The organism is Streptomyces sp. NPDC003035, assembly GCF_042888285.1.
Lineage (GTDB): Bacteria > Actinomycetota > Actinomycetes > Streptomycetales > Streptomycetaceae > Streptomyces.
Window position 1 is genome coordinate 675580 of the sequence record NZ_JBIAPJ010000003.1, and the last position, 25499, is coordinate 701078.

Genomic DNA, 25499 nt, shown 5'->3' on the forward strand with positions numbered 1-25499 from the left:
CCGGGGGCCGGACCGACCCTCCCCTTGCGGGGTCCGCCGGACGAGCCGGGGAGGGTCAGCTTCGGGCGCCGTCGAATGCGACTGCGGACCGTGCGACGAGGACGACGGCAGCCTTCGGCGCGGCCGCGACTGCGGGCCGTGCTGCGAGGAAGGCGTACCGGAACATGTCCACGATCATCGCGGGGCGGGTCGGTCGGCGTCGAACCATTTTCCGCGGGACGGGAGTTGGTTCGCGGAGTGCGCCTGGGCCCTCGGTCCCGTCCTCAGGACGGAGCGAGGTGCTTGAGCGCCTCGCGCACGGAGAGCGGGGAGAGACGGCCGCGGTGCTGCTCGACGAAGGCGCGGACCTCGTCGGGGTCGGTCTTCGCGTACTCCCGCAGGGACCAGCCGATCGCCTTGCGGAGGAAGAGGTCGGTGTCGCCGGCGCGGCGCAGGCAGTAGGCGAAGAGCCGCTCGCTGTCCGTCGCGTCCCTGAAGCGGAGTTGGTGCAGGAGCGCGGTGCGTGCGACCCACGGGTCGTCGTCCTCGATCCACTCGTCCATCCGCGCCGCGAGCGCCCGATCGGCCGCGACGAGACCGCCGACGACGTGGGCGGCGAGGTGGTCGACCGTGTCCCACCAGGAGTCCGTGGTGACGAGGCGCCGGACGACGGGCAGGAAGCCGGAGGAACAGCGACGGACGTGTCGGCGCAGGTAGTCGACGGCGAAGTAGTGGTACTCGCGCTCGGGGAGCGCGAAGCAGCGCAGCGCGACGGCGGTGCAGTCGGCCTCTTCGGGGCGCGGCGTGCCGTCGAGGACGGTACGGGAGAGGGCGCGGCGCTCGGGGGTGCGGATGCCGAGGAAGGGGGCGGCGCCCTTCATGTACGCGACCATCTCCTGGGCCCGGAAGGGGTCACCGGCCGCCGGGTAGAGCTCGGTGAGGCGGGCGAGCACGGTGTCGGCGACAGCGCTGTCGGGCACGGAGGGCGTGGCGGGCTCGGCGGGCGTGGCGGGCTCGGCGGGCGTCATGTAGCCCACCGTACGGCCGATGACGGACATTACGGCGATCACATGTGCTTGTCGGTTACTCTCCCCGGATGCTCGACCCCGTCACCCGGCCGCCGGGCTCCCTCGCACTGCGCTGCTCCCGGGCTCTGCTGTCGCCCTGGTCACGGCTGTCGCTGCTCGCCGTGGTCCTTCTCGCCGCGGGAACGACCGTCGTACTGTACGAGCCCCAGCGACTCCTGGCGGCGGGCTGGCCGCCGCAGATGAGCGGCGTGGGGGCGGTGGTCCTCTTCGGCCTCACGTACGGGGCGTGCACGGCCGCCTTCGTCCCGCGGCCGATCCTGAACCTGGCGGCGGGCGCGCTGTTCGGCACCCAGGCGGGGCTGGTGGCGGCGGTGGCCGGGACGGTCCTGGGGGCGGGGATCTCGTTCACCTTGGGACGGGTGCTGGGGCAGGACGCGCTGCGGCCGCTGCTGCGGGGGCGCTGGCTGAAGGCGGCGGACGGGCAGCTGAGCCGGCACGGGTTCCGCTCGATGCTGGCGATCCGGCTCTTCCCCGGGGTGCCGTTCGCCGCCGCCAACTACTGCGCGGCGGTCTCCCGGATGGGGTACGGGCCGTTCCTCCTGGCGACGGGGATCGGGTCGATCCCGAACACGATGGCGTACGTGGTGGCGGGCAGCCAGGCCGGCTCACCGACCTCGCCCGCCTTCCTGATCTCGATGGGCTTCATCGTCGTGTCCGGCCTCGCCGCGGCGACGGTCGCCTGGCGCAAGCGCCACGGCCTGCGGGCGACGCCACCGCCGGCCACGACGGTGCCGGAACGGGTCCTGACCGGCGCGGGCACCGGACCCACGAAGGAACACTGACCGCCGCGCCGACCGCCGTCTCTCGCACCCGGTCGGCCCGGTGCCCCCGGGCGACGTCTCGCGGCGCCGACGGGCGCGGGCCGGTCACCTGACGCGGCGGGCCCACCGCCCGACGCAGGCGCCGGACGGCGCCAGGCGCCCGGGCATCAGGCGCGGGCGCCGGGCGTGGCATCAGGGCGCGGGCGCCGGCCCTGGCGACGGTGGACGGCGCCAGGCCCGGCATCAAGGCGTGGACGACGCGGGCCCGGCATCCGGCGCAGGCGCGAGACCTGGCATCGGGCAGCGCCGTCGGGCGCGGCATCGGGGGCGGAGACGCCCGGCCAAGCATCAGGCACGGGCGCCCTCGGGCCCGGCATTCAGGCGCGGGCGCCGGGGCCGGCATCGAGCGCAGGCGCCGGTGTCGGCGTCAAGGGATGGCGACGGTTGGTCAGAGCGCCTCGACGATCATCGCGTTGGCCAGGCCGCCCGCCTCGCACATCGCCTGGAGGCCGTACCGTGCGCCGCGTGCCCGCAGGGCGTGGACCAGGGTGGTCGTCAGCCGGGTGCCGCTCGCCCCGAGGGGGTGGCCGAGCGCGAGGGCGCCGCCGTGGACGTTGACCCTGGCCGGGTCCGCGCCGGTCTCCTGCTGCCAGGCGAGCACGACGCTCGCGAACGCCTCGTTGATCTCGAAGAGATCGATGTCGTCGAGGCCGAGCCCCGCCCTGCGCAGCACCTTCTCCGTCGCGGGGATCACTCCGGTCAGCATGAGCAGCGGGTCGGAGCCGGTCACCGCGAAGCTGTGCAGGCGGGCGAGCGGACGGAGTCCGAGTCGCTCCGCGGTGTCCGCCGCCATGACGAGCACGGCCGAGGCTCCGTCGTTCGTCGGGCTGCTGTTGCCCGGGGTCACCGACCAGTCGATCTGCGGGAAGCGCTCGGCGAAGACCGGGTCCTCGAAGGCGGGCCGGAGCCCGGCCAGGATCTCGACGGTGGTCGAGGGCCGCACCGACTCGTCGCGGCGGACGTCCCCGTAGGGGACGACCTCGGCGTCGAAGAGCCCGGCCTCCCAGCTCCGGGCGGCCTTGGCGTGTGAGGACGCGGCGAACTCGTCCATCGCCGCGCGCCCGATCGACCACTTGGCGGCGATCAGTTCCGCGCTGATGCCCTGCGGGACCAGGCCCTCGGGGTACCGCTCGGCGACCCCGGGTCCGAAGGGGTCCGCGCCGGGCGGCACGTTCGACCACATCGGGACGCGGCTCATGGACTCGACCCCGCAGGCGACGGCGATGTCGTACGCCCCCGAGATCACGCCCTGGGCCGCGAAGTGCACGGCCTGCTGGGAGGAGCCGCACTGCCGGTCGACGGTGGTGGCGGGCACGGACTCGGGGAAGCCCGCACCCAGCCAGGCGTACCGGGTGGTGTTCATGGCCTGTTCGCCGACCTGGTCGACCGTTCCGCCGATGACGTCGTCGACGAGGGCGGGGTCGATGCCGCTGCGCTCGATGAGGGCGGCGAGGGTGTGGGAGAGCAGGGCGACGGGGTGGACCTGGGCCAGGGCGCCGTTGGCCTTTCCCCTGCCTATGGGCGTACGGACTGCTTCGACGATGACGGCATCGCGCATGAGGACGGCTCCTCGATCACCTGGAGGGTTGGAAAACTGGACCTAAACTCGCGAGTAACATAACCCACAGAGTTTGATTCTCAAACCCTCTCTCCGGTCCTGCTTTAGGCTGAGCGCATGAAGGCCGCCCCCCGCCCCTGCTCGATCGCCGACGCCCTCGCCCTCGTCGGGGAGAAGTACGCGCTGCTCGTCCTGCGCGAGATCTCGCTCGGCGTCCGCCGCTTCGACCGGATCGCGCGGAACACCGGCGCTCCGCGCGACATCCTCACGGCGCGCCTGAAGCGGCTGGTGGAGGCCGGGATCCTGGAGAAGGTGCCGTACAGCGAGCGTCCGCAGCGCTTCGAGTACCGGACCACGCCGGCCGGCGCGGAGCTGCAGCCGGTACTGCTGACGCTCATGGCCTGGGGGGACCGCCATGTGAACCCGCAGGACAGGCCGGTGCTTCTGGAACACAGCTGCGGCGAGGTGCTCAGCCCTCGGGTGGTGTGCGCCTGCTGCGGTGACGAGGCGGACGCGGCGAGCCTGACCCCCCATGTGCGGGCGCCGGGCTGGACGACGACGGGACCCGTCGGGACCTGAGGGACGCGACCCGTCGGGACCTGAGGGAACGCGGCCCGTCGGGACATGGGGGGACGGAGCCGAGGAGACCTGGGATCGGGGCCTTCACCTAGGGACGGTACGCTGCGCAACCGGCGGTCGATCTCCGATCCGACCGCCCCTTCTGACCGCACGAGCACATTCGGGACGGCCCTAGCCCCATGAGTTGGTTCGAATCATTCATCCTCGGACTCGTCCAGGGGCTGACGGAGTTCCTTCCCATCTCCTCCAGCGCGCACCTCCGCCTCACCGCCGCCTTCGCCGGCTGGCAGGACCCGGGCGCAGCCTTCACCGCGATCACCCAGATCGGCACGGAGACGGCCGTCCTGATCTACTTCCGCAAGGACATCGCGCGGATCGTCTCGGCCTGGTTCCGTTCGCTGCGGGACAAGTCGATGCGCGGTGACCACGACGCCCAGATGGGCTGGCTGGTCATCGTCGGCTCGATCCCGATCGGTGTGCTCGGTGTGACGCTCAAGGACCAGATCGAGGGCCCGTTCCGTGATCTGCGGCTGATCGCCACGACCCTCATCGTGATGGGCATCGTCCTCGGCGTCGCGGACCGTCTCGCCGCCCGCGACGAGATCGGCGGGCGGCACCGCGTCGTCCGCGAGCGCAAGACGCTCAAGGACCTCGGCGTGCGGGACGGCCTGATCTTCGGCATCTGCCAGGCGATGGCCCTGATCCCCGGCGTCTCCCGCTCGGGTGCGACGATCTCCGGCGGTCTGCTCATGGGCTACACCCGCGAGGCGGCGGCCCGGTACTCGTTCCTGCTGGCCATCCCGGCGGTGCTCGCCTCGGGTGCCTACGAACTGAAGGACGCGACCGAGGGCCACGTGTCCTGGGGTCCGACGGTCTTCGCGACGATCATCGCGTTCGCCGTCGGTTACGCCGTGATCGCCTGGTTCATGAAGTTCATCACCACGAAGAGCTTCATGCCGTTCGTGATCTACCGGATCGTTCTGGGCATTGTGCTGTTCATCCTGGTCGGCACAGACGTCCTGAGCCCGCACGCGGGCGATTCCGCCCACTGACACAACGGCGCTTCCGGAGGCTTCTCCTCCGGAAGCGCCGTTCTCTCCGTGGCCGTCAGGGCTGGTCCGGCCGCTGGGCGGGCGGGGTTCCGCCGCCCTGGCCTCCGCCCTTGCCGCCCTTGTCCGTGCCGTGCGCCGCCCCGCGTTCCCTCTTTCCGGATTGGCGTGCCTTCAGTTCGGCGCTGTCCTGCGGTGTGGCGGCGCCTTTGTCGCTCCGGCGCTGCTCAGGACTCTGGGGACCACTCACGACCGTCTCCTTCCGGCGACACTCAGTGCCTCGTCGACCTCGTCGTTCACTTCCTGCACTGCGGCGGTGCCCCGCTGTCGCGGTGGCAAACGGAACGCCGCGCCGGCCGCAGCATAGAAGCGCTTCTCGTGGGCAGCGGCGGAGAACCGCACGCCTGGCCAGCCCCAGGCGTCCGCCCGTACATCTCCACAGCCCGACGCAGCCCCTCGGCGCTCCGGCGTTTCACCCGGACGGACCATACGTCTGGCGACCGGCATTCCCCCGGCAGACGATGAGTCGGACGCGTGGGCACCCCTCGATCGGCGCCTTTTCCCAGGTGCACGGGGCGCTGTCTCCCTTCCAGCCTTACCGAGGCAGCAGTTGGTCTCCTCTCCCCCACCGCTGGAGGAATTCACCATGGCAACTTCATCCACGGCCCGCTGGCAGCACGCCGTCGTCACCGGCGGCGCCGGCTTCGTCGGTTCGCATCTGTGCGCCGCGCTGCTCGCCGAGGGCGTGGCGGTGACCTGCGTCGACGACTTCAGCACCGGGCGGCGGGAGAACGTCTCCCCGCTGCTCGACCGCCCCGGCTTCGAGCTGCTGGAGGCGAACGTCTCCGAGCCGTTCCGCGTCGCCCGGCCGCCCGACCTCGTGCTCCATTTCGCCTCCCCCGCGTCCCCCGCCGACTATCTGCGCCTCCCGCTGCACACGTTGGACGTCGGCAGTCTCGGGACCAGAAACGCCCTGGCGATCGCCCACAGCGCGGGAGCACGCTTCGTCCTCGCCTCCACCTCGGAGGTGTACGGCGACCCCCAGGAGCATCCGCAGAACGAGCGGTACTGGGGCCATGTCAACCCCGTCGGGCCGCGCAGTGTCTACGACGAGGCGAAGCGTTTCGGGGAGGCGCTCACCACGGCCGAGGCGTCGGCGAACGGAACCGACACCGCGATCGTGCGGCTCTTCAACACGTACGGTCCCCGGATGCGCGGGTACGACGGCCGGGCCGTACCGACCTTCATCCGCCAGGCGTTGGCCGACGAGCCGCTGACGGTCACCGGTGACGGGCTGCAGACCCGGTCGCTGTGCTACGTGGACGACACGGTCCGGGGCATCCTCGCGGCGGCCGCCCACACCATGCGCGGTCCGGTCAACCTCGGCAACCCGGACGAGATCACCATGCTGGACCTGGCCCGCTGGATCATCGAACTCACCGGCTCGCGCTCGCGGGTCCGGTTCGTCGAGCGGCCCACCGACGACCCGGCCGTCCGCTGCCCGGACATCACCCTGGCCCGCGACAAGCTCCAGTGGGAACCGACGGTCCGGGCCGAGGAGGGGCTGCGCCGCACCATCGCCTGGTTCCGCGCCCACGGCCCCGCCGCGTCCCCCACAGCGCGCCGCGCCGGTTGAGGCAGCCGTACCCGACAGCGGAAAGGCCCTTGGCATCATGCGAGTTCTCGGAATCAACGCGCTCTTCCACGACCCCGCCGCAGCGCTGGTCGTCGACGGGAGAACCGTCGCCGCCACAGAGGAAGAACGTTTCTCCCGGCGTAAGCACGGCAAGCGACCCGTGCCCTTCTCCGCCTGGGAACTGCCCGAGCAGGCGGCCCGCTGGTGCCTGCAGCGGGCCGGGCTGCGGCCGCAGGACCTCGACGCCGTCGCGTACTCCTACGACCCCTCGCTGGCCCTGCCGGCCGAGGCCATGGGGCTCGACGACCCCTGGGACCATCTGCGGCAGACGTACGCGCGTGAGGTCCCCGGGTTCCTGAAGACGGCGCTTCCCGGGCTCGACCCCGGGATCGTCCGCTTCGTCGGCCACCACATGGCGCACGCCGCGTCGAGCGCCTTCGCCGCGCGGGACGCCGAGACCTCCTCCGTCCTCGTCCTCGACGGGCGGGGAGAACGGGCCTCGCACCTGTCGGCCCGGCGCGTCGGGAACCGTCTCGAACCGCTGTACTCGCAGGAGCTGCCGGAGTCCCTCGGCCTGGTCTACGAGGAACTGACCGAGCACCTCGGATTCCTGCGTTCCTCCGACGAGTTCAAGGTGATGGCGCTCGCCTCGCACGGCTCCCCCCGCATGCTGGACGAACTGCGCCGGTACGTGTACCCGACCGGCGACGGGGGCTTCCGCGCCGGTGGCGTGCCCTGGTCCGAGTTCTGTCCGCCGCGCGCGCCCGACGAGCCGTGGACCCAGGACCACGCCGATGTGGCGGCGAGCGCGCAGGCCGTCCTCGAGGAGACGATGCTCGATCTCGTGCGCTGGCTGCACGGCCGCACCCATGACAGGGTTCTGACGCTGGCCGGCGGCGTCGCGCTGAACTGCGTGGCCAATGCGCGGATCGCCCGCGAGGGCCCCTTCGCGCGGGTCTGGGTCCAGCCGGCCGCCGGTGACGCCGGTACGGCGCTCGGCGCCGCCCTGCTGCTGTCCGCGGGGGCGGGCGACGAACCCGAGCCGATGCGAGGAGCCGATCTCGGGCGTGACTGGTCGGACGCGGAGCTCGCCGGCTGGCTCAAGACCGCGGCCGTGCCGTTCGAGCGGCCCCCGGACATCGCGGAGACCGTCGCCGAGGCGCTGGCCGACAACGCCATCGTCGCCTGGTTCCAAGGACGTTCGGAGTACGGTCCGCGCGCGCTCGGGCATCGTTCGCTGCTCGCGCACCCGGGGCACGCCGGCAACCTGGAGCGGCTGAACGACGTGAAGGGCCGAGAGCAGTTCCGGCCCGTGGCCCCGATGGTGGCCGCCGACCGCGCGGCCGAGATCTTCGACGGCCCGCTGCCCAGCCCGTACATGCTCTTCGTCCACGACGTCGCGGCCGCGTGGCGCGAACGCATCCCGGCGGTCGTGCACGTGGACGGCACGGCGCGGATCCAGACCGTCGACCGGGACCAGGAGCCGCTCGTGGCCCGGATGCTCGACGCCTTCGAGCGGCGCACGGGCCTGCCGGTCGTCGTCAACACCAGCCTCAACACGGCGGGGAGACCGATGGTGGACGACCCGCGCGACGCGCTGGAGTGCTTCGGTTCCTCGCCGGTCGATCTGCTGGCCATCGGACCGTACGCGGTACGCCGCGGCGAGGCGTTCCACGCCGGCGCCAACGGGTGGACCCGGTGACGGGCCACGGCGGGGCGCCCGCGTACGCCGTCGTCGTACCCACCCTGGGCCGGCCCAGCCTCGGCCGCTGTCTCGACGCCCTGGCCGCGTCCACCGGGCCCGCGCCCGCACGGCTGGTGATCGTCCACGACCGTCCCGGTGCCGACGGATCGGTACCCGACCTCCCCGTCCCGGACGCGCTGCGGCCCCTCACCGTCGTCGTGCCGGGCCGGGCGGCCGGCCCGGCGGCGGCCCGCAACGCCGGTGCCGCGGCGGCCGGTCCGGTGCCGTGGATCGTCTTCCTCGACGACGACGTGGTCCCCTCGGCCGGCTGGGCCGAGGACCTGGCCCGGGACCTCGCCACGGCGTCCGAGGTCACCGGGGCCGTCACCGCGCACATCGACGTGCCGCTGCCCCCGGACCGCCGCCCCACCGACTGGGAGCGCAACACCGCCGGCCTGGCCACCGCCCGCTGGATCACCGCCGACATGGCGTTCCGCGCGGAGGCGCTGGACGCCTCCGGTGGCTTCGACGAGCGCTTCCGGCGCGCCTTCCGGGAGGACGCGGACCTCGCCCTGCGGCTCCTCGGCGGCGGCTGGACGCTCGCCGAGGGAACGCGCAGGACCGCGCATCCGGTACGGCCCGCGGACCGTTGGGTCTCCGTGCGGCAGCAGGCCGGCAACGCCGACGACGTGCTCATGACGCGGCTGCACGGACCGGACTGGCGGCTGCGGGCGGGCGCCCCTCGGGGCCGCTTCCCCCGCCACGCGGCCGTGGCCGCCGCGGGCGCCGCCGCCCTGTGCTGCGCCGCGTTCGGCCGCAGGACGGCAGCGGCGGTGTGCGGCGCGGTCTGGCTCGCGGGCACCGCCGAGTTCGCCGTCGCGCGCATCGCCCCAGGCCCCCGCACACGGGAGGAGATCACCCGGATGATCCTGACGAGTGCCCTCATACCGCCGGTCGCCGCCTGGCACCGGCTGCGCGGCCATGTCGTCCACCGCGGCGCCCTGCCGCGCGGTCCCGCCCGACCTCCGGAACCGGGGACCGCCAGGGCGGACGCGCCGCGCCGCGCGGAGGTCGGATCATGAACGGACCCTCTCCCGCCCGGCTCCACCCCGTCGACGCGCATGTGGACCAGCGCGTGTCGCCTGGTGTGACGCCCGGCGTGTCCCCCTGCCTGGCCCCTTTCATGGCCCCCTCCGTGTCCCCGAGCGCGTCCGCGAGCGCGTCCTCGCGCGCGGACGGGCCGTGGCTGCTCGACGGCGACCTCGTCGGCGCCCCGGCACCGCCGAGACCGCGATGGGCGCGCGGACCGTACGCACGGCTGCCGGAGGCGGTGCTCTTCGACCGTGACGGCACGCTGGTCACCGATGTGCCGTACAACGGCGACCCCGATCTCGTGGTCCCCATGCCGGGCGCCGCGGCCGCCGTCACGGCCCTGCGCAGTCTGGGCATCCCCGTCGGAGTGGTGAGCAACCAGTCCGGCGTGGCTCGCGGCCTGATCACCCGACGGGACGTCGAGGCGGTACGGCGGCGCGTGGACGGACTCGTCGGCCCCTTCGCCGTGTGGGCGGTGTGCCCGCACGGTCCGGGCGACGGCTGCTCCTGCCGCAAACCGGCCCCCGGTCTGATCCTGGCCGCCTGCGCACGGCTCGGCGTGCGGCCCTCGCGGACGGTGGTCGTCGGGGACATCGGGTCCGACATGGAGGCCGCCCGTGCGGCGGGCGCCCGGGGCGTGCTGGTGCCGACCCCCGCGACCCTGCCCGGCGAGGTGGCCGCCGCGGTCGAGACCGCCACCGGCCTCCCGGCCGTGGTCCGCATGCTCCTCATGGGCGCCCGGGGCCTGGCCGACGCCGCGCACCAGGGCGGTGCGCGATGACCGCGCCGCGCACGCTGGTCGTGCGCCTCGACAGCGCGGGAGACGTCCTGCTCGCGGGCCCCGCCGTGCGGGCGGTGGCGGCGGGCTCCTCGACGACCGCGATGCTGTGCGGGCCGCTCGGCGCGCCCGCGGCCGCGTTGCTGCCCGGCGTGGACGACGTCCTCGTCCACGACGCGCCCTGGGTGGGCCTGGAGCCGCCGCCGGTGTCCCGCCGGGAGTGCGCGGCACTGATCGACGCCGTCGCCGCCCGCCGCTTCGACCGCGCGCTGATTCTCGTCTCGTACCACCAGAGCCCGCTGCCCGCGGCGCTGCTGCTCAGGCTCGCGGGCGTGCCGTGGATCGCGGCGGACAGCGAGGACTACCCCGGGGCGCTGCTCGATCTGCGGCACCGTCGCCTGCCGGGCCGGCACGAGGCGGAGGCGGCACTGGACCTGGCGCACGCCTGCGGATTCGACCTCCCGCCGGGCGACGGCGGGGCGCTGCGGGTCGGCGAACCGCCGGACACCACCGCGTTGACCGGCCCGGAGCCGTACGTCGTGCTCCACCCGGGCGCGGCGGTCCCGGCCCGCGCGTGGAGCCCCGCCCGGGCGGCCCGGGCGGCCGACGCGCTGCACCGGGCGGGCCACCGGGTGGTGGTGACGGGCGGCCCGGCCGAGAAGGCCCTGACGGCGCGGGTCGCGGCCCGGCACGGCCTCGACCTCGGCGGGGCGACCGCCGATCTCGCCGCCCTCGCGGGGGTGCTGGCCCGCGCCCGGGTCGTCGTGACCGGCAACAGCGGTCCCGCGCATCTGGCCGCGGCCGTGGGCACCCCCGTGGTCTGCCTGTTCGCGCCGGTGGTGCCGGCCGAACGGTGGCGGCCCCACAAGGTCCCCCACGTCCTGCTCGGCGACCAGAACGCCCCCTGCGCCCTGAGCAGGGCACGCGTCTGCCCGGTCGAAGGCCATCCCTGTCTCGACGGCGTGAGCGACGCCGAGGTCCTCGCGGCGGTGTCCGCGCTCCTCGGCCGGACATCCCCCGCCCCCGCCGCGGTACCTCCGGAGGGCGTCCACGGGGCGGAACGAGGAGCGACCGTATGAACATCCTCCTGTGGCATGTGCACGGTTCCTGGACGACCGCGTTCGTCCAGGGGCCCCATACCTATCTGGTCCCGGTGACGCCGGACCGGGGAGCCGACGGGCGCGGTCGGGCCGAGACCTTCACCTGGCCGTCGACGGTGCGCGAACTCTCCCCCGAGGAGCTCGCGGACGCCCCGGTGGACCTGATCGTGCTCCAGCGTCCGCACGAGGAGGAACTCGCCACCCGCTGGCTCGGCGGGCGCCGCCCCGGCCGGGAGATCCCCGCCGTGTACGTGGAGCACAACACGCCGCGCGGCGACGTGCCCGACACCCGGCACCCGATGGCCGACCGGGCGGACCTGACACTCGTTCACGTCACCCACTTCAACCGGCTGTTCTGGGACAACGGCACCACCCGCACCGCCGTGATCGAACACGGCATCGTCGACCCGGGCCACCTCTACACCGGCTCCGTGCCGAGAGCCGCCGTCGTCGTCAACGAGCCGGTCCGGCGCCGCCGTTACGTCGGTACGGACCTGCTGCCGCAGCTGGCCGAAGCCGCGCCGCTCGATGTCTTCGGCATGCGGACGGAAGGGCTCGCCGACCATCTCGGACTCTCCGCCGACCGATGCCGCACCGCCGACCTCCCCCAACGGCACCTGCACGCCGCCCTGGCGGAACGCCGTCTGTACCTGCACCCGGTGCGGTGGACCTCGCTGGGGCTGTCCCTGCTGGAGGCCATGCACCTGGGCATGCCGGTGGTGGCCCTCGCCACCACCGAGGCCGTGGAGGCCGTACCCGCCGGAACGGGCACGCTCTCCACCCGCCCCGAGGTGCTCGCCCGCGCGGCCCGGCGCTATCTCGCCGAACCGGAGGCGGCGGCCCAGGACGGTGCGCGCGCCCGGCAGGCGGCCCTCGAACGGTACGGCCTCAAGCGCTTCCTGGACGACTGGGAGCACCTCATCGCGGAGGTTCGGTCATGACATCCTTCTCCTCCCTCGACGGCCGTCCCCTGGACATCGCCCTCGTCTCGGAGCACGCCAGCCCCCTCGCCGCGCTCGGCGGGGTGGACGCCGGCGGGCAGAACGTGCACGTGGCCCAGCTCGCCGGGGCGCTCGCCGACCGCGGCCACCAGGTGACGGTGTACACCCGGCGCGACGCCGCGGAGCTGCCGGTCCGCAGACCGCTGCGGCCGGGAGTGGAGGTCCACCATGTGCCGGCCGGTCCGCCGCGACAGGTCCCGAAGGACGAACTGCTGCCGTACATGAGCGAGTTCGCCCGCTACCTCGCGGGGCGCTGGCGGACGGGTGCCCCCGACGTCGTCCACTCGCACTTCTGGATGTCGGGTCTCGCCTCGCTGTGGTCGACGTACGAGCTGCGGCTGCCGCTGCTGCACACGTACCACGCGCTGGGCACGGTCAAGCGGCGGCACCAGGGCCGCGCGGACACCAGCCCGGCCGCCCGGATCGCCTGTGAGACGGAGGTCGGCCGGGGATGCGACCGGGTGATCGCCACCTGCCGGGACGAGGTGGACGAGCTGGCCGCCATGGGGATACCGCGCGAGAAGGTCGATGTCGTTCCCTGCGGGGTCGACCCGGAGGTGTTCCGGCCGGACGGACCGGTCGCGGACCGGGGCGCGTACCCCTATCGGCTTCTGCAACTGGGCCGTCTGGTACCGCGCAAGGGCGCCGCCGTCGCGATCGCGGCGCTGGCCCGGCTGCCGCGCACGGAGCTGGTGGTGGTCGGAGGCCCGCCCGCCGGAGGGCTCGACACGGACCCCGAGGTCCGGCGCCTGAGGAGGCTGGCGGCGGAGGCGGGCGTGGCGGACCGGGTCCGCCTCCTGGGCGGCGTACCGACGGCGGAGGTGCCGGCCCTGATGCGCGGCGCCGACGTGGTGCTCTGCCCGGCGGACTACGAGCCCTTCGGCATCGTCCCGCTGGAGGCGATGGCCTGCGGCCGGCCGGTCGTCGCCAGTGCCGTGGGCGGACAGCTGGACACGGTCGCCGACGGGGTCAACGGGCGGCTCGTGGAGCCGCGGGACCCCGAGGCCCTCGCCACGGCGGTCGCGGGCCTGCTCGCCGACCCCGCGCTGCGCAGGGCGTACGGGAACGCGGGCCGCCGGCGCGTCCTCGACCGCTTCTCCTGGGCGCGGGTGGCGGCGGCGACGGAGGCGTCCTACCGCACCGCGCTCGCCTCGCGCGCCCCTGTCGCGGGAGCGCTCCGACCTCTCTGACCCCTGCCCCCACCGCCCCCGGGGCCCGGTCCGCCGCGCCGGACCGACCCGACCCCACGACTCGAAGCCGTCACGACTCGAAGTCCAACCACTCGAAGCCGCCAGGACGCGGAGCCCGGAAGGCTCGAAGCCGGAAGGAGGTGCGGCGGGCGCGCTCGACGAAGCGCCGGCCGACACACCATGAGCGAATCGCACACCTATGAGAGCGCACAGCTCCACTGCCAGTCGCTGCAGACCGCCCTCGACCGGCTGCGCCGCCAGGGCCTGGGGCGCCTCGCGCAGTGGGGCGACCGACTCGCCGAGGTGCTTCCCGCGGGTGGCCGGCTTCTGGCGGCGGGCAACGGCGGGAGCGCCGCCCAGGCCCAGCACCTGACGGCCGAACTCGTCGGCCGGTACCAGCGGGAGCGGCCCCCCTACTCGGCGCTCTCCTTGCACGCGGAGACCTCCAGCCTCACCGCGATAGGGAACGACTACGGCTTCGAGCAGGTCTTCGCGCGCCAGGTCGCCGCGCACGGACGCGCCGGCGACCTCCTCGTGCTGCTGTCGACGTCCGGCCGCAGCGCGAATCTGCTGTCGGCCGCGATGACGGCGCGCTCGGGCGGCCTCACGGTCTGGGCCATGACGGGACCGGCCCCCAATCCCCTGGCCGAGGCGGCCGACGAGGCCCTGTGCGTGGACGGGGCGACGACGGCGACGGTCCAGGAGGCGCACCTGGTGGCTGTCCACCTGCTCTGCGAGTTCTTCGACGCCGCCGTGGCGGCGGCGCCGCCGGAGGTCACGACCGGGGTGTCCGCCGCGCCGCCGGACGCCACGGCCGGGCTGTCCGCCGCGCCGCCGCACACCGGCGCCCTGAACGGCCGGCCGCACCCGCCGGCCCGCCCCCTGTCGCCCCGCTGAGGAGGACGCCGTGAACGAAGACGGACCGCTTGTGGTCGTCGGCGACGTCCTGCTCGACCAGGACGTCGACGGCCGGGCCACGCGCCTGGCCCCCGACGCGCCCGTGCCCGTGGTCGACGTCGTGGAGGAGCGGGCCCGCCCCGGCGGGGCCGGACTCGCCGCCGCGCTCGCGGCGCGGCACCACCGCCCCGTCGTCCTGGTCACGGCGCTCGGTCGGGACGAGGCCGGCGACATCGCCCGCCGCGCCCTCCAGGGCCGCGTGAGCCTGGTCGAGATCCCGTTGGAGGGCACGCTGCCGGTGAAGACGCGCATCCTGGCCGACGGCCGTCCCGTGGTCCGGGTCGACCGGGGCGGCGGGACACCGGGACGGCCCGGCGCGCGGGCCCTGTCCGCTCTCGCCGAGGCGCGGGCGATCCTGGTCGCCGACTACGGCCGCGGCACGGCGGACGCCCTCCGCTCGGCGCTGACCGCGGCGGCGCCCCACGTCCCGCTGGTGTGGGACCCGCACCCCCGGGGCGGCTCGCCCGTGGCCGGGGCGCGGCTGGTGACGCCCAACGCCGCCGAGGCGAGCGCGCTCACCGCTGTGGCGGGGACCTCGCTCGGCGCACACGCCGACCGTGGCCGCGAGCTGGCCGAGCGGTGGGCCGCGGGCTCGGTCGTCATCACGCTCGGCGAGCGGGGCGCGCTCCTCGTCCGGCCGGGCGCGGCCCCGGTACTCGTACCGGCCCCGTACCGCGCCGGAGGCGATCCGTGCGGGGCGGGCGACTGCTTCGCCGCCGTGGCGGCCGTCGCCCTGGCCGAAGGCGCCCTGCCGGAGGAGGCCGTCACGCGCGCGGTCGCCGAGGCGGCGGCGTTCGTCGGGGCGGGCGGTGCGGGCAACCGCGGCCTGTGGGAGCCGCCGACCGTGCCCGCCGTCGAGCCGCCGCTCCCCCGCGACGCCATGCGGCTGGCCCGGGAGGTCCACGCGCGCGGTGGCACCGTGGTCGCCACGGGCGGCTGCTTCGATCTGCTCCACGCGGGACACGTGGGACTGCTGGAGAACGCGGCACGGATCGGCGACTGCCTGATCGTCTGCGTGAACTCCGACGCCTCCGTGGCCCGGCTCAAGGGCCCGGGCCGGCCGCTGAACCCGCTGGCGGACCGCGTGCGCGTGCTCAGTGCCCTGGACAGCGTGGACGCGGTGATCGCCTTCGAGGAGGAGACGCCCGTACGGCTCCTGGAATCGCTGCGGCCCGACGTGTGGGTCAAGGGCGGGGACTACGCCGCCGAGGACCTTCCCGAGGCGGAGGTGCTGCGCACCTGGAACGGCCAGGCGGTCGTGCTGCCCTACCTCGACGGCCGCTCCACGACGTCCCTCGCCCACCGCGCGGCCCGCGCCGCGGCCGGCCGCCCGCCCGCCGCCCGATGACGGCGGGGCGCACGATGCCGCCCGCGGGGGCGGGGAAGGCGAGGACGGGAGCGGAGAGCGGCGCCGACCGCGACCGGAGGGCCCCCGTGCCGGACGGCGCTCCTTCCGGGAAGGACGCGCGCGTGCGGGACGGGTCGCGCGCCGGGAAGGGCGTGCGGGTGCAGGACGGATCCCGCGCCGGGAAGAACGCGTCAGAGCCGGACGGCACCCGCCCCGCAAACAGCACCCCCGTGCCGGGCGGCACCGGAGGCGGGCGGCCCACGGTGCCGGGCGGCGCTCCTTCCGGGCAGAACGCGCGCGTGCAGTACGGATCCCGCGCCGGGAAGAACGCGTCCGAGCCGGACGGCACCCGCCCCGCGAACAACGCCCCCGTGCCGGGCGGCGCTCCTTCCGGGCAGAACGCGCGTGGGCATGACGGATCCCGCGCCGGGACGAACGCGTCCGTGCCGTACGACACCCGCCCCGCGAACAGCGCACTCGTGCCGTACGGCACCCGAGGCGGGCGGCCCGTGGTGCTGGTGTTGCGGGCTCTCGGGCTGGGTGACGTGCTGACCGCCGTGCCCGCTCTGCGGGCGCTGCGTCGGGGGTTCCCCGGTCACGAGATCGTGCTGGCCGCGCCGGGGTCGCTGGCGGAGGTCGTACGGGCCACGGGCGCCGTGGACCGGCTGCTGCCGACGAGCGCCCCGGGGCGAGCGGTCCCGGCCGCGCTGCCGTGGGCAGGGCCGCCGCCCGCCCTGGCGGTCGACCTGCACGGCAGCGGGCCGCTCAGCCATCGGCTCCTCGAACGGCTGGGACCCGGCGTGCTCTGGGCGTTCCGCCATCCGGAGTTCCCCGCGCTCGACGGCCCGCCGTGGCGGCCGGACGAGCACGAGCGGGACCGCTGGTGCCGGCTCCTGCGCTGGTACGGCCTGGCCGCCGAGCCCGAGGAGACGCGCATCCCGGTTCCCTGCGGCCCGTCCCCCGCGCCGGGGGCCGTGGTGATCCACCCCGGCGCGGACTCCCCGGCCCGGCGCTGGCCGACGGAACGGTTCGCCGCCGTGGCCGGGGCCGCGCGGCGCGCGGGCCACCCCGTGGTGGTGACGGCGGGGCCGGGAGAGGAGCCGCTGGCACGGGCGGTGGCCGCCCGCGCGGGCCTGCCCGCCACGGCGGTCCTGGGCGGAGCGCGGGGCGTGCCGTTCTCCGCGCTGTGCGCGCTGCTCGCGCACGCCCGCTGTCTGGTGGTGGGCGACACGGGCATCGCCCATCTCGCGACGGCGCTCGGCGCGCCGTCCGTCGTGCTGTTCGGCCCGGTGGCGCCCCGCCTGTGGGGCCCGCCGGCGGGCGGGCCGCACCACGTCCTGTGGCACCCCTCCCCCGGGGCCGACCCGCTCCGGCCCGGGGACGCCCACGGCACCTCGCCGGACCCGCGTCTGCTGCGCGTCACGGTCGGCGAGGTGCTGGAGGCGATGGAGAGCGTGGTCCGTTCCGGCGAGGCGGGCCGGGAGGGACCTGCGGGGTCAGACGGCGGTGCCGAGCTCGGTACGGGGAGAGGACAGCTGGGCGGTCTTCGGCACCAGGGCCTCGGTGAGCGGGGCTTCGACGACGGTGGTGGTCAGCCTCGCCGTGGCCGCGGCCTTCGCCGTGCGCCGGCCGCGGGCGAGGAAGGCCGTGCCGACGGTGGAGGCGACCAGAAGGCCGCCCGCCACGAGCGCTCCGCGGGCCCCGAGCACCTCCATGAGGAGGCCGAGCGTCGGGGGCGCGGCCAGGCCCCAGACCGTACGGATGCTGCTCCAGGCACCCAGCACGCGGCCGCGCATATGAGCCGGCGGGTCGGTCTGCAGGACGGTGTTCTGGGCCGTGTCCGCGACGGACTCGGCGATCGCCATGGGCAGGACGAGTACGAGCAGTACGGCGACCGACGGCGAGAGGCCGGCGAGCACCTGGAGCAGCGCGCCGGCGAGCGTCAGCATGCCCACGAGGCGTACGCCGGGCCGCTGCAGGCGGGCGCCGAGCACCGCTCCGACGATTCCGCCGACGGCGAGGACGGTGGCCACGGTGCTGAACGTGCCGGCGTCGCCCGCGAGGGGACCGGTGACCAGGACCACCAGGGTCAGCGAGTAGTTGCGGCCGAAGAGCGCGCTGATGCCGTTGAGGCCGGCGAGCGCGACGAGCCGGGGACGGCGGGCGAAGAAGACGAGGCCCTCGCGTACGCCGCCGGTGTCGCGCGGCGCCCTGCCCCCTCGCCCCTTCGGGCGCGCCGCGGGGACGGCGCGCTCCTGGCGTCGTACGGGCTTGAGGAAGGGGATCACACAGGCCACGAAGAGGAACGTGAATCCGTTGGCGACGTAGGCCGCCGCCGTGCCCAGCACTCCGACGGTCACGCCGGCGAGCGCGGCTCCGGCCAGCCGCCCCCCGCTGTGGGCGAGGGAGCCCACGCCGATGGCCGAGGGGATGTCCTCGGTACGGACGAGGTCGTTGCCGAGCAGGGCGCAGGCAGGGCCGTCCACGGTCGCGATGACACCGGTGAGCGCGGCCAGGACCATCAGCAGGGGAAGGTTCAGCTGGTCCAGCGCGACGAGGACGGCGGTGAGCACGGCGACGACGCCGAGCAGGACCTGGCCGACCGCGGCCGTCAGCTTCCTGGGCCAGCGGTCGACGAGCGCGCCGCCCAGGGTTCCCAGGAGCAGACCGGGTGCGGCCTGGACGGACATGGAGAGGCCGGTCGCGGCGGCGGAGCCGGTGATCTGGAGCACCAGCAGGTTCTGGACGGTGAGCTGCATCCAGGTGCCGGCGTTGGAGACGAAGTTGGCGACGGCCCACCAGCGCATGCTGCGTCCGCGCAGCGAACGCCACGGCGAGCGGTCGCTTCGGGGCGCTCCGGCACCGGGGACGCCCGTGGGGGCGACGGCCGGAACGGCGGCGGACCGGGTGTCGGCGGACGAGGGCGTGGTGGACGAGGGCATGGGGGAGGAAGGCACAGGGATACCAGGGGGGTGCGCGGCGACGCGGACGGGGAGGGCGGCAGGGATCCGCCCCGTCCGCGGTGTGCCTGAGCGGCGTTCCGCGGGGACTCGGTGAGCGGCGGGAGGTCCCGGCGACCCATCGTGGCAGACGGCTCTCGAGAAGCCGTCGGCCGATCCGGCGAGGCCGCGGGCGAGAGGACCTCGGGGGCCCCAACTGCCGTACGGGGAAAGGCTTTCGACGCTTCTGGTGGGCTTGCTCACACCCGTCGCGGACCCTGGTCGCGGACCCCGTGCGCGGCCCCCGCGAGGTGAGGCGGGCCACACGAGGACCGAAGGCCGGAGGACCCGGCTGAGCCCGGTTGGCCACGGTGGGGCCCGGTTGGGCCCTGCGGCCTAATCCGCCGCGCCCGCGACGGCACGCCGTCCGCAGAGTGGGACAACGACCACATCGGAGGGAAACGGAATGAACAGCGGAGTACAGGTGGAGCTGAGCGGCAAGCAGGCGCTGGTCACGGGCGGCGCCCGGGGGCTCGGGGCCGCCATCGTGGGGCGGCTCGCCCATGCCGGGGCGTCCGTGCTCGTCGCGGACGTACGCCAGGACCTGGCCAAGGAGCTGTGCGAGGGACTGCTCGCCGAGGGCTGCCAGGCCCGGCCCGTCATCCTGGACGTCCGGGACCCGGAAGCGGTGGCGGAGGTCTTCCGCGATCTCGAGACGAGCGGTGAGGCGGTCGACATCCTGGTCAACAACGCCGCCGTGGACGTGACGAAGTCGGTGGCCGAGCTGACCGCCGAGGAGATGACCCTGGTCATCTCCACCAACCTGCTGGGCCCCATGTATCTCTGCCGCGAGGCGTACGGGCGGATGGTGGCGCGAGGCGGCGGTCACATCGTGAACATCCTCTCGACGGCGGCGATCCGCACGTGGACGGAGGCGGGCCCCTACGCCGCGGGGAAGACCGGGCTGCGGACCTTCACCCACACCCTTTTCAAGGAGGCCCAGCGCGACTGCCCCGGTATCGGGGTCACCGGCGTCGTGGCCGGGGGGATGGAGACGGCCTTCATCATGGACCGCTTCCCCGACACGGACGTGTCGCTGCTGCAGAGCCCCGAGATCGTGGCGGACACCGTGATGTACGCGCTGTCCGTGCCGGCCGGCAGCGCGCTGGCCGAGGTGGTCGTCGTACCGCGCCGCGAGACGTCCTGGCCCTGATCGATCGAGACTCCCCATCGGGGGAAGGCGACGGAAGGCAACGGACAGCGAACCGTCCGGACGGGTCCCTCCGATCCGGAATCGTCCTTCGAGGAGGAAGCACAGCCATGGCCGACACACTCGGGTTCAGCCCCAGGACGGCGATCGTGACCGGCTCCGACTCCGGCATCGGGCGTGCCGTCGCGGTGCGGCTGGCCGAAGACGGCCTGGACGTCGGTATCACCTGGCACAACGACGAGGAGGGCGCCTCCGCCACGGCCGAGGAAGTGCGCGCTCACGGGCGGCGGGCCGCGGTGGCCCGTCTGGACCTGACAAGGCTGCCGGAGGCGGCTGACGTGATCGACCTCCTCGCCGAGGAGCTCGGCGGGGTCGACGTCCTCGTGAACAACGCGGGCGTCGGTACGGCCACTCCCTTCCTCGACCTCGACCTCGCGACCGTCCGGCAGGTGCTCGACGTGGATCTCGTCGGCCCCCTGCTGTGCTCCCAGCGGGCGGCCCGCCGGATGATCGGCCAGGGCACCGGGGGCCGCATCGTCAACGTGACCTCGGTCCACGAGCATCAGCCACGGGTGGGCGCGGGCCCGTACTGCGCGGCCAAGGGCGGCCTCGGGCTCCTCACCCAGGTCATGGCGCTCGAGCTGGCGGAGCACGGGATCACGGTCAACGCGGTCGCTCCCGGCGAGATCGCCACACCGATGACCGGCCAGGAGGACGCGAACGTCCGTGCCGCCTCCCGCCCGGGCATCCCGCTCGGCCGCCCCGGGGACGCCCGCGAGGTCGCGGCCGTGATCGCCCTGCTGGCGGGTCGGGACGCCTCGTACGTGACGGGGGCTTCCTGGGCGGTGGACGGCGGGATGCTGCGGATGGGGCCGATGGCGGGCTCCCACCTCGACAGTGACGACTGGCGGAGGCCGTAGACATCCCGCCGGCCGGACCCTCCGCTCGTGTGTCGGGCGGCGGGACCCGGGAAGCCGCTGTGCGTACGTGTACGGAGGAAGGAGCCGATCATGACCGAGAACGAGCCGGGCCAGGACGCGGGAGCGGAGGGAAACGGAGGCCGTGGCGACGACGTCTACCAGCCGACGAACGCGGACGTGGACAACCGCCCGACCGACGAGCTCGACCTGGAGAACGCCGTCGACGTCAACCAGCTCGACGACATGCGTACGCCGGGCTACTCACCGCCCGACCGCCCCCGGGCCGTCACGCGGCACGGCACGACCAACCGCGAACAGCGCGAGGGCGAGTCGCTCGACGAGCGCCTCGCGCAGGAGGTTCCCGACGTCGGGCCGCCGGAGGGCGACGGCATCGGCGACCTCGTCGGTGGACAGGGGGAGACCGTCGACCCGGAGGCGGGTGCCGCGCGGGCGGGCCGCCTCACCCCGGTCGACACGCCGCCGCGCCAGCACACCGGCGCCGTGGCCCGGGACGTGGGCATCGACGACGGCGCGGCGTCGGCCGAGGAAGCGGCGATGCACGAGGAGACCGGAATCGAAGGTCCCGAGGAGAACACGGACGAACCATGAACGGCACACTGTCGAACCCATCGAACCCGTCGAACCCGTCGAAGGACACCTCGTCGACGCGGGACTCCGGTCCCGCGCTGCTGGGCATCTATCTCAACGACCATCTCACCGGCGCGGGCGCCGGCGTCGAGCTCATGCGCCGCATCTGCCGCGCGCACCGGGGCCAGGACTTCGCTCCCCAACTCGCCGAACTGGCCCAGGAGGTGAGCGAGGACCGACGCACTCTGCGCACGATCATGGAGTCGCTCGGCGTCCGCCCGCTGCGCGGCAGGACCGCCCTGGGCCAGGTCACGGAGAAGGTCGGCCGGCTGAAGCTCAACGGACACCTCTTCTCCCGTTCCCCGCTCAGTGACCTCCTCGAACTGGAAGCCATGCGCCTGGGAGTGGAGGGCAAGGCGGCCGGCTGGCGCTCCCTCCACGCGCTCGCCCGCACCGACGCCCGTCTGGACGCGGCCGAACTGGACGGGCTCGTCCAGCGCGCGCGGCGCCAGTCGCAGACGCTGGAGTCCCTGAGACTCCGGGTGGCGGCGCACGTCCTGGCGACGGGCGACAGGCTGCCCCCGGGCCATGCGTGAGGCCCCCGGGCCGTGCGTAAGGAGCGGCCGGTCCTCCGCCGAGACGGAGGACCGGCCGCGGTGTGGCTCGGGCCTGCCGTCCTCACCTCTTGCCGGCGAGCCGTGTGCGCCCCGTGTGCCCCGTGTGCCCCGTGCGACCCGTGCGTCCCTTGGGCCCCGAGCGTCCCGTGTGCCCTGCCAGCATCTCCTGGACCTTCGCCCTGAACCCCTGCCGGAGCACGGCCGCGCGGTCGCTGTCGCCCTTCAGCACGGCCACGGCCGCCGCCTCGATCTGGTCCAGTGAGGCGTGGGGCGGGATCGGCGGCACCGCCGGGTCGGTGACGAAGTCGAGGACGCACGGCCGGTCCGCACCGAGGGCCCACTCCCAGGCGCCGGTCACGTCGCCGGGCTTCTCCACCCGCGCGCCCTCCAGGCCGATGGAGCGCGCGAACTCCGCGTACGGTACGTCGGGAAGCGCCTGCGAGGGCAGGAACTGCGGGGCCCCGGTCATGGCGCGCATCTCCCAGGTCACCTGATTGAGGTCCCGGTTGTTGAGCACGGCGACGATCAGCCGCGGATCCTCCCAGTCCTCCCAGTACTTGGCCGCCGTGACGAGCTCGGCCATGCCGTTCATCTGCATGGCGCCGTCACCGACCAGTGCCACCACCGGCCTGCCCGGGTGCGCGAACTTCGCCCCGAGGGCGTACGGCACACCGCACCCCATCGTGGCGAGGGTGCCCGAGACCGAGCCCCGCATCCGGCCGCGCATCCGCAGATGGCGGGCGTACCAGTTCGTCGCCGAGCCGGAGTCGGCCGCGATGACGGTGTCCTCGGGCAGGAACGCGTCGAGGGTGTGCACGACGTACTCGGGGTTGATCGGATCGGCCTCCACGGCGGCCCGTCGTTCCATGACCTCCCACCACCGGGCGGTGTTCTTCTCCACCGTCTCGCGCCAGCGCCGGTTCTTCTTCTTGCGGTCCAGCAGCGGCAGGAGCCGCGCCAGGGTCGTCTTGGCGTCACCGACGAGGTTGACCTCGAACGGATAGCGCAGGCCGACCATGAAGGGGTCGATGTCGATCTGCACCGCGCGCGCCTGGTCGAATTCCGGCAGGAACTGCGTGTACGGGAAGCTGGAGCCGACCACCAGGAGCGTGTCGCAGTCCCGCATCAGCTCGTAGCTCGGGCGCGTCCCGAGCAGCCCGATGGCACCGGTCACGTACGGCAGGTCGTCGGGCAGCACATCCTTGCCCAGCAGCGCCTTGGCCACCCCGGCCCCGAGCAGGTCGGCCAGCCGGTCGATCTCGGCCTCGGCGCCCCGCGCCCCCTGCCCGATCAGGATCGCAGGCTTCTTTCCCGCGTTGAGCACCTCGGCCGCCCGCGCCAGGTCGTCGTCGCCGGGGACGGGCAGGGAGGGCGCGATGCCGAGGCTGGAGGGGACCATCTTGAAGGCGTGCTCCGGCGGGGAGTACTCCAGCTCCTGGACGTCGGCGGGGATGATGACGGCGGTGACGGTCCGCCTGGCGGCGGCCGTGCGCATCGCCCGGTCGATGACGTTGGGCAGCTGCTGCGGGACGGTGACCATCTCGCAGTACTCGGCGACGTCCTTGAACAGGCTCAGCAGGTCGACCTCCTGCTGGTAGGAGCCGCCCATCGCGCTGCGGTTGGTCTGCCCGACGATCGCCACCACCGGTACGTGGTCGAGTTTGGCGTCGTAGAGCCCGTTGAGCAGGTGGATGGCGCCGGGCCCGGAGGTGGCGGCGCAGACGCCCGTCCTTCCGGAGAACTTGGCGTAGCCCACCGCCTGGAGCGCGGCGGTCTCCTCGTGCCTCGCCTGGACGAACATCGGCCGGTTGTCGGCCCGTCCCCAGGCGGCGAGCAGACCGTTGATGCCGTCGCCCGCATAGGCGAAGACGTGCTCCACTCCCCACTCGCGCAGCCGCTGCAGAACGTGGTCGGACACCTTGATCGACACGGATCCCTCTCCTCTCGGTGAAGATTCCCCCGACGGAGGGCGGCTTCCCCGGAGAGCCCGGTGTGAACGTCGGCGCGCGGCGTGACCGTGCCGCGACCTGGTGTGACAGATCCTGTGGAGAGGGTCACTGTGCGTCGTCACCGTCCCACCCGGGCATGATCGGCGGCGCTGCGGGCAGCAGCACGACGTCAACATCGGGGCGGCAGAGGGGCGCGACACCGGTCCCCGGGACCGGTCGATGCCTTCGCCGTGGCAGCGGACGTCAGGTCTGTCCCGCACGCCACGGCGGCCGCCGAACGAAGGGACTGCCGGTCATGAGCACGGTGGTGAGGACGCGTGAGCCGGGGCTGGACACGGTGCCGGGCGTGCGAGTGCACCCACCCGAACTACCCGAGCCGCGCGGCGAGTTGTCGGACTCCGTACGCGCCTTCCTGCTGGGGCGCCCGACGCCCCGGCTCGCCGACCGATCCCAGGTGCGGCGGGCGGACCCGTACGGCGAGGATCTCCAGCTCGCCCTCCACCTCTGCTACGAGCTGCACTACCGGGGCTTCGCCCAGGTCCCCGACGACAAGGAGTGGGACCCCGACCTGCTGCGGTTGCGGGCGCTCATGGAGGAGCGGTTCGAGGACGCCCTGCGGAGCCGCTGCGGACGGTTCGGGTCCTTGGACGAGGCGTTCGACGCGATCCTGACGGAGCCCGCCGACGGCGACGGTGCCTCTCACTTCCTGCTGCGGCGCGGCGAGTCGTGGCATCTGCGGGAGTACGCCGCGCTGCGGTCGGTGTACCAGCTGAGGGAGGCCGATCCCCATCTGTGGGTCATCCCGCGGCTGCGGGGCCGCGCCAAGGCGGCGATGGTGACGGTGGAGTACGACGAGTACGGCTGCGGCCGTGCCGAGCGCATGCACGCGAGGCTCTTCGCGGACCTCATGGAGGACCTGGACCTGGACCCCGGCTACGGCCGGTATCTGGAATCGGCCGGGGCGGAGACGCTCGCGACGGTGAACCTCATGTCGCTCCTGGGGCTCCACCGCGCCCGCCGGGGCGCTCTCGTCGGGCATTTCGCCGCCGTCGAGATCACCTCCTCCCCCGCCGCGTCCCGGATCGCGGCCGCGCTGCGTCGGCTCGACGCGGGCGACGCGGCGGTGCGGTTCTACGACGAGCACGTCGAGGCCGACGCCGTACACGAGCAGCTCGTACGGCGTGAGGTCGTGGGCGGCCTGCTGGAGGACGAGCCCGGCCTCGCCGGCGACGTGGCGTTCGGCATCGAGGCGACGGCGCTGCTGGAGGACGACCTCTCGGCGCACGTGACCGGTGCCTGGCGGGAGGAGCGCTCGGCGCTGCGGGTTCCGCTCGACCAGGACGGGGACAGGGATGCATCCCGTTCCAGTGGGTAGAGGCAGGTCTCCCGCCGCTCGAACGGCGTGCGGTCGAACCT

The 25499-nt window shown here is 74.2% G+C and carries 22 protein-coding genes and 1 pseudogene; 18 read left to right on the forward strand and 5 right to left on the reverse strand.

Going from position 1 to position 25499, the window contains the following annotated elements; all coding sequences use genetic code 11:
• Positions 1 to 263: 263 nt before the first annotated feature.
• Positions 264 to 1007: a DNA alkylation repair protein gene (locus ACFYV5_RS12640; RefSeq protein WP_389167876.1), complete on the reverse strand. Its 744-nt coding sequence runs from the start codon at positions 1005 to 1007 to the stop codon at positions 264 to 266.
• Positions 1008 to 1075: 68 nt separating this feature from the next.
• Between ACFYV5_RS12640 and ACFYV5_RS12645 the strand changes: the two genes are divergently transcribed.
• The gene (locus ACFYV5_RS12645; RefSeq protein ID WP_389167628.1) at positions 1076 to 1849 is read left to right on the forward strand and encodes a TVP38/TMEM64 family protein; all 774 of its coding nucleotides are present in this window, start codon (positions 1076 to 1078) and stop codon (positions 1847 to 1849) included.
• Positions 1850 to 2276: 427 nt separating this feature from the next.
• Here ACFYV5_RS12645 and ACFYV5_RS12650 read toward each other — a convergent pair whose 3' ends face one another.
• On the reverse strand, positions 2277 to 3446 hold the full coding sequence (locus tag ACFYV5_RS12650; protein ID WP_355110222.1) for a thiolase family protein: 1170 nt from the start codon (positions 3444 to 3446) through the stop codon (positions 2277 to 2279).
• A 117-nt stretch (positions 3447 to 3563) separates the two neighbouring features.
• Here ACFYV5_RS12650 and ACFYV5_RS12655 point away from each other — a divergent pair, with 117 nt between their 5' ends.
• The gene (locus tag ACFYV5_RS12655; protein WP_355110221.1) at positions 3564 to 4025 is read left to right on the forward strand and encodes a helix-turn-helix domain-containing protein; all 462 of its coding nucleotides are present in this window, start codon (positions 3564 to 3566) and stop codon (positions 4023 to 4025) included.
• Between the two features lie 179 nt (positions 4026 to 4204).
• Positions 4205 to 5077 carry an undecaprenyl-diphosphate phosphatase gene (locus ACFYV5_RS12660; RefSeq protein ID WP_355110220.1) on the forward strand — a complete coding sequence of 291 codons (873 nt, stop codon included), beginning with the start codon at positions 4205 to 4207 and terminating at the stop codon, positions 5075 to 5077.
• Positions 5078 to 5132: 55 nt separating this feature from the next.
• Here ACFYV5_RS12660 and ACFYV5_RS12665 read toward each other — a convergent pair whose 3' ends face one another.
• On the reverse strand, positions 5133 to 5324 hold the full coding sequence (locus ACFYV5_RS12665; protein WP_389167633.1) for a hypothetical protein: 192 nt from the start codon (positions 5322 to 5324) through the stop codon (positions 5133 to 5135).
• 396 nt (positions 5325 to 5720) lie between these two features.
• Here ACFYV5_RS12665 and ACFYV5_RS12670 point away from each other — a divergent pair, with 396 nt between their 5' ends.
• From ACFYV5_RS12670 to ACFYV5_RS12715, 10 genes and pseudogenes are all read left to right on the forward strand, one after another.
• Complete coding sequence (locus tag ACFYV5_RS12670) at positions 5721 to 6710, forward strand: NAD-dependent epimerase/dehydratase family protein (RefSeq protein WP_355110218.1); 990 nt, start codon at positions 5721 to 5723, stop codon at positions 6708 to 6710.
• A 37-nt stretch (positions 6711 to 6747) separates the two neighbouring features.
• Positions 6748 to 8412 (forward strand): carbamoyltransferase, encoded by a 1665-nt coding sequence (locus tag ACFYV5_RS12675; RefSeq protein WP_389167636.1) that lies wholly within the window; start codon positions 6748 to 6750, stop codon positions 8410 to 8412.
• Positions 8409 to 9476, forward strand: a complete 1068-nt coding sequence (locus tag ACFYV5_RS12680; RefSeq protein WP_389167639.1) for a glycosyltransferase family 2 protein — start codon at positions 8409 to 8411, stop codon at positions 9474 to 9476. The genes ACFYV5_RS12675 and ACFYV5_RS12680 overlap by 4 nt, the downstream gene beginning before the upstream one ends.
• Positions 9473 to 10267 carry an HAD-IIIA family hydrolase gene (locus ACFYV5_RS12685; RefSeq protein WP_355110215.1) on the forward strand — a complete coding sequence of 265 codons (795 nt, stop codon included), beginning with the start codon at positions 9473 to 9475 and terminating at the stop codon, positions 10265 to 10267. The genes ACFYV5_RS12680 and ACFYV5_RS12685 overlap by 4 nt, the downstream gene beginning before the upstream one ends.
• Complete coding sequence (locus ACFYV5_RS12690) at positions 10264 to 11343, forward strand: glycosyltransferase family 9 protein (RefSeq protein ID WP_389167643.1); 1080 nt, start codon at positions 10264 to 10266, stop codon at positions 11341 to 11343. The genes ACFYV5_RS12685 and ACFYV5_RS12690 overlap by 4 nt, the downstream gene beginning before the upstream one ends.
• Positions 11340 to 12305 carry a glycosyltransferase gene (locus ACFYV5_RS12695; protein ID WP_355110213.1) on the forward strand — a complete coding sequence of 322 codons (966 nt, stop codon included), beginning with the start codon at positions 11340 to 11342 and terminating at the stop codon, positions 12303 to 12305. Before ACFYV5_RS12690 ends, ACFYV5_RS12695 begins: the two co-directional genes overlap by 4 nt.
• On the forward strand, positions 12302 to 13555 hold the full coding sequence (locus tag ACFYV5_RS12700; RefSeq protein WP_355110212.1) for a glycosyltransferase: 1254 nt from the start codon (positions 12302 to 12304) through the stop codon (positions 13553 to 13555). The genes ACFYV5_RS12695 and ACFYV5_RS12700 overlap by 4 nt, the downstream gene beginning before the upstream one ends.
• A 180-nt stretch (positions 13556 to 13735) precedes the next feature.
• Complete coding sequence (locus ACFYV5_RS12705; RefSeq protein ID WP_355110211.1) at positions 13736 to 14452, forward strand: SIS domain-containing protein; 717 nt, start codon at positions 13736 to 13738, stop codon at positions 14450 to 14452.
• A 10-nt stretch (positions 14453 to 14462) separates the two neighbouring features.
• On the forward strand, positions 14463 to 15860 hold the full coding sequence (rfaE2, locus tag ACFYV5_RS12710) for a D-glycero-beta-D-manno-heptose 1-phosphate adenylyltransferase (protein ID WP_389167647.1): 1398 nt from the start codon (positions 14463 to 14465) through the stop codon (positions 15858 to 15860).
• A 14-nt stretch (positions 15861 to 15874) separates the two neighbouring features.
• Positions 15875 to 17113: pseudogene (locus tag ACFYV5_RS12715) on the forward strand (glycosyltransferase family 9 protein); the annotation flags it as partial.
• 243 nt (positions 17114 to 17356) lie between these two features.
• Here the strand turns inward: ACFYV5_RS12715 and ACFYV5_RS12720 are convergent.
• On the reverse strand, positions 17357 to 18667 hold the full coding sequence (locus ACFYV5_RS12720; protein ID WP_389167879.1) for an MFS transporter: 1311 nt from the start codon (positions 18665 to 18667) through the stop codon (positions 17357 to 17359).
• Between the two features lie 598 nt (positions 18668 to 19265).
• Between ACFYV5_RS12720 and ACFYV5_RS12725 the strand changes: the two genes are divergently transcribed.
• The 4 genes from ACFYV5_RS12725 to ACFYV5_RS12740 all read left to right on the forward strand — a co-directional run bounded on the left by ACFYV5_RS12725 (position 19266) and on the right by ACFYV5_RS12740 (position 22113).
• Positions 19266 to 20012: an SDR family oxidoreductase gene (locus ACFYV5_RS12725; protein WP_355110209.1), complete on the forward strand. Its 747-nt coding sequence runs from the start codon at positions 19266 to 19268 to the stop codon at positions 20010 to 20012.
• 107 nt (positions 20013 to 20119) lie between these two features.
• A complete protein-coding gene (locus ACFYV5_RS12730; protein WP_389167651.1) occupies positions 20120 to 20929 on the forward strand; it encodes an SDR family oxidoreductase in 810 nt (269 codons plus the stop codon).
• A gap of 90 nt (positions 20930 to 21019) precedes the next feature.
• Positions 21020 to 21538 carry a DUF5709 domain-containing protein gene (locus ACFYV5_RS12735; RefSeq protein ID WP_355110207.1) on the forward strand — a complete coding sequence of 173 codons (519 nt, stop codon included), beginning with the start codon at positions 21020 to 21022 and terminating at the stop codon, positions 21536 to 21538.
• The gene (locus tag ACFYV5_RS12740) at positions 21535 to 22113 is read left to right on the forward strand and encodes a hypothetical protein (RefSeq protein WP_389167655.1); all 579 of its coding nucleotides are present in this window, start codon (positions 21535 to 21537) and stop codon (positions 22111 to 22113) included. Before ACFYV5_RS12735 ends, ACFYV5_RS12740 begins: the two co-directional genes overlap by 4 nt.
• An 82-nt stretch (positions 22114 to 22195) precedes the next feature.
• Here ACFYV5_RS12740 and ACFYV5_RS12745 read toward each other — a convergent pair whose 3' ends face one another.
• The gene (locus tag ACFYV5_RS12745) at positions 22196 to 24064 is read right to left on the reverse strand and encodes a thiamine pyrophosphate-requiring protein (RefSeq protein WP_389167658.1); all 1869 of its coding nucleotides are present in this window, start codon (positions 24062 to 24064) and stop codon (positions 22196 to 22198) included.
• A 314-nt stretch (positions 24065 to 24378) separates the two neighbouring features.
• Here ACFYV5_RS12745 and ACFYV5_RS12750 point away from each other — a divergent pair, with 314 nt between their 5' ends.
• On the forward strand, positions 24379 to 25458 hold the full coding sequence (locus tag ACFYV5_RS12750; protein WP_389167661.1) for an iron-containing redox enzyme family protein: 1080 nt from the start codon (positions 24379 to 24381) through the stop codon (positions 25456 to 25458).
• Positions 25459 to 25499 lie beyond the last annotated feature (41 nt).

What these genes read in the sequence shown, in the direction of transcription:
- ACFYV5_RS12640 (WP_389167876.1), bottom strand. Translation starts at nt 1,007, where the DNA reads ATGACGCCCGCCGAGCCCGCCACGCCCGCCGAGCCCGCCACGCCCTCC.
- ACFYV5_RS12645 (WP_389167628.1), top strand. Translation starts at nt 1,076, where the DNA reads ATGCTCGACCCCGTCACCCGGCCGCCGGGCTCCCTCGCACTGCGCTGC.
- ACFYV5_RS12650 (WP_355110222.1), bottom strand. Translation starts at nt 3,446, where the DNA reads ATGCGCGATGCCGTCATCGTCGAAGCAGTCCGTACGCCCATAGGCAGG.
- ACFYV5_RS12655 (WP_355110221.1), top strand. Translation starts at nt 3,564, where the DNA reads ATGAAGGCCGCCCCCCGCCCCTGCTCGATCGCCGACGCCCTCGCCCTC.
- ACFYV5_RS12660 (WP_355110220.1), top strand. Translation starts at nt 4,205, where the DNA reads ATGAGTTGGTTCGAATCATTCATCCTCGGACTCGTCCAGGGGCTGACG.
- ACFYV5_RS12670 (WP_355110218.1), top strand. Translation starts at nt 5,721, where the DNA reads ATGGCAACTTCATCCACGGCCCGCTGGCAGCACGCCGTCGTCACCGGC.
- ACFYV5_RS12675 (WP_389167636.1), top strand. Translation starts at nt 6,748, where the DNA reads ATGCGAGTTCTCGGAATCAACGCGCTCTTCCACGACCCCGCCGCAGCG.
- ACFYV5_RS12685 (WP_355110215.1), top strand. Translation starts at nt 9,473, where the DNA reads ATGAACGGACCCTCTCCCGCCCGGCTCCACCCCGTCGACGCGCATGTG.
- ACFYV5_RS12690 (WP_389167643.1), top strand. Translation starts at nt 10,264, where the DNA reads ATGACCGCGCCGCGCACGCTGGTCGTGCGCCTCGACAGCGCGGGAGAC.
- ACFYV5_RS12695 (WP_355110213.1), top strand. Translation starts at nt 11,340, where the DNA reads ATGAACATCCTCCTGTGGCATGTGCACGGTTCCTGGACGACCGCGTTC.
- ACFYV5_RS12700 (WP_355110212.1), top strand. Translation starts at nt 12,302, where the DNA reads ATGACATCCTTCTCCTCCCTCGACGGCCGTCCCCTGGACATCGCCCTC.
- ACFYV5_RS12705 (WP_355110211.1), top strand. Translation starts at nt 13,736, where the DNA reads ATGAGCGAATCGCACACCTATGAGAGCGCACAGCTCCACTGCCAGTCG.
- ACFYV5_RS12720 (WP_389167879.1), bottom strand. Translation starts at nt 18,667, where the DNA reads ATGCGCTGGTGGGCCGTCGCCAACTTCGTCTCCAACGCCGGCACCTGG.
- ACFYV5_RS12725 (WP_355110209.1), top strand. Translation starts at nt 19,266, where the DNA reads ATGAACAGCGGAGTACAGGTGGAGCTGAGCGGCAAGCAGGCGCTGGTC.
- ACFYV5_RS12730 (WP_389167651.1), top strand. Translation starts at nt 20,120, where the DNA reads ATGGCCGACACACTCGGGTTCAGCCCCAGGACGGCGATCGTGACCGGC.
- ACFYV5_RS12735 (WP_355110207.1), top strand. Translation starts at nt 21,020, where the DNA reads ATGACCGAGAACGAGCCGGGCCAGGACGCGGGAGCGGAGGGAAACGGA.
- ACFYV5_RS12740 (WP_389167655.1), top strand. Translation starts at nt 21,535, where the DNA reads ATGAACGGCACACTGTCGAACCCATCGAACCCGTCGAACCCGTCGAAG.
- ACFYV5_RS12750 (WP_389167661.1), top strand. Translation starts at nt 24,379, where the DNA reads ATGAGCACGGTGGTGAGGACGCGTGAGCCGGGGCTGGACACGGTGCCG.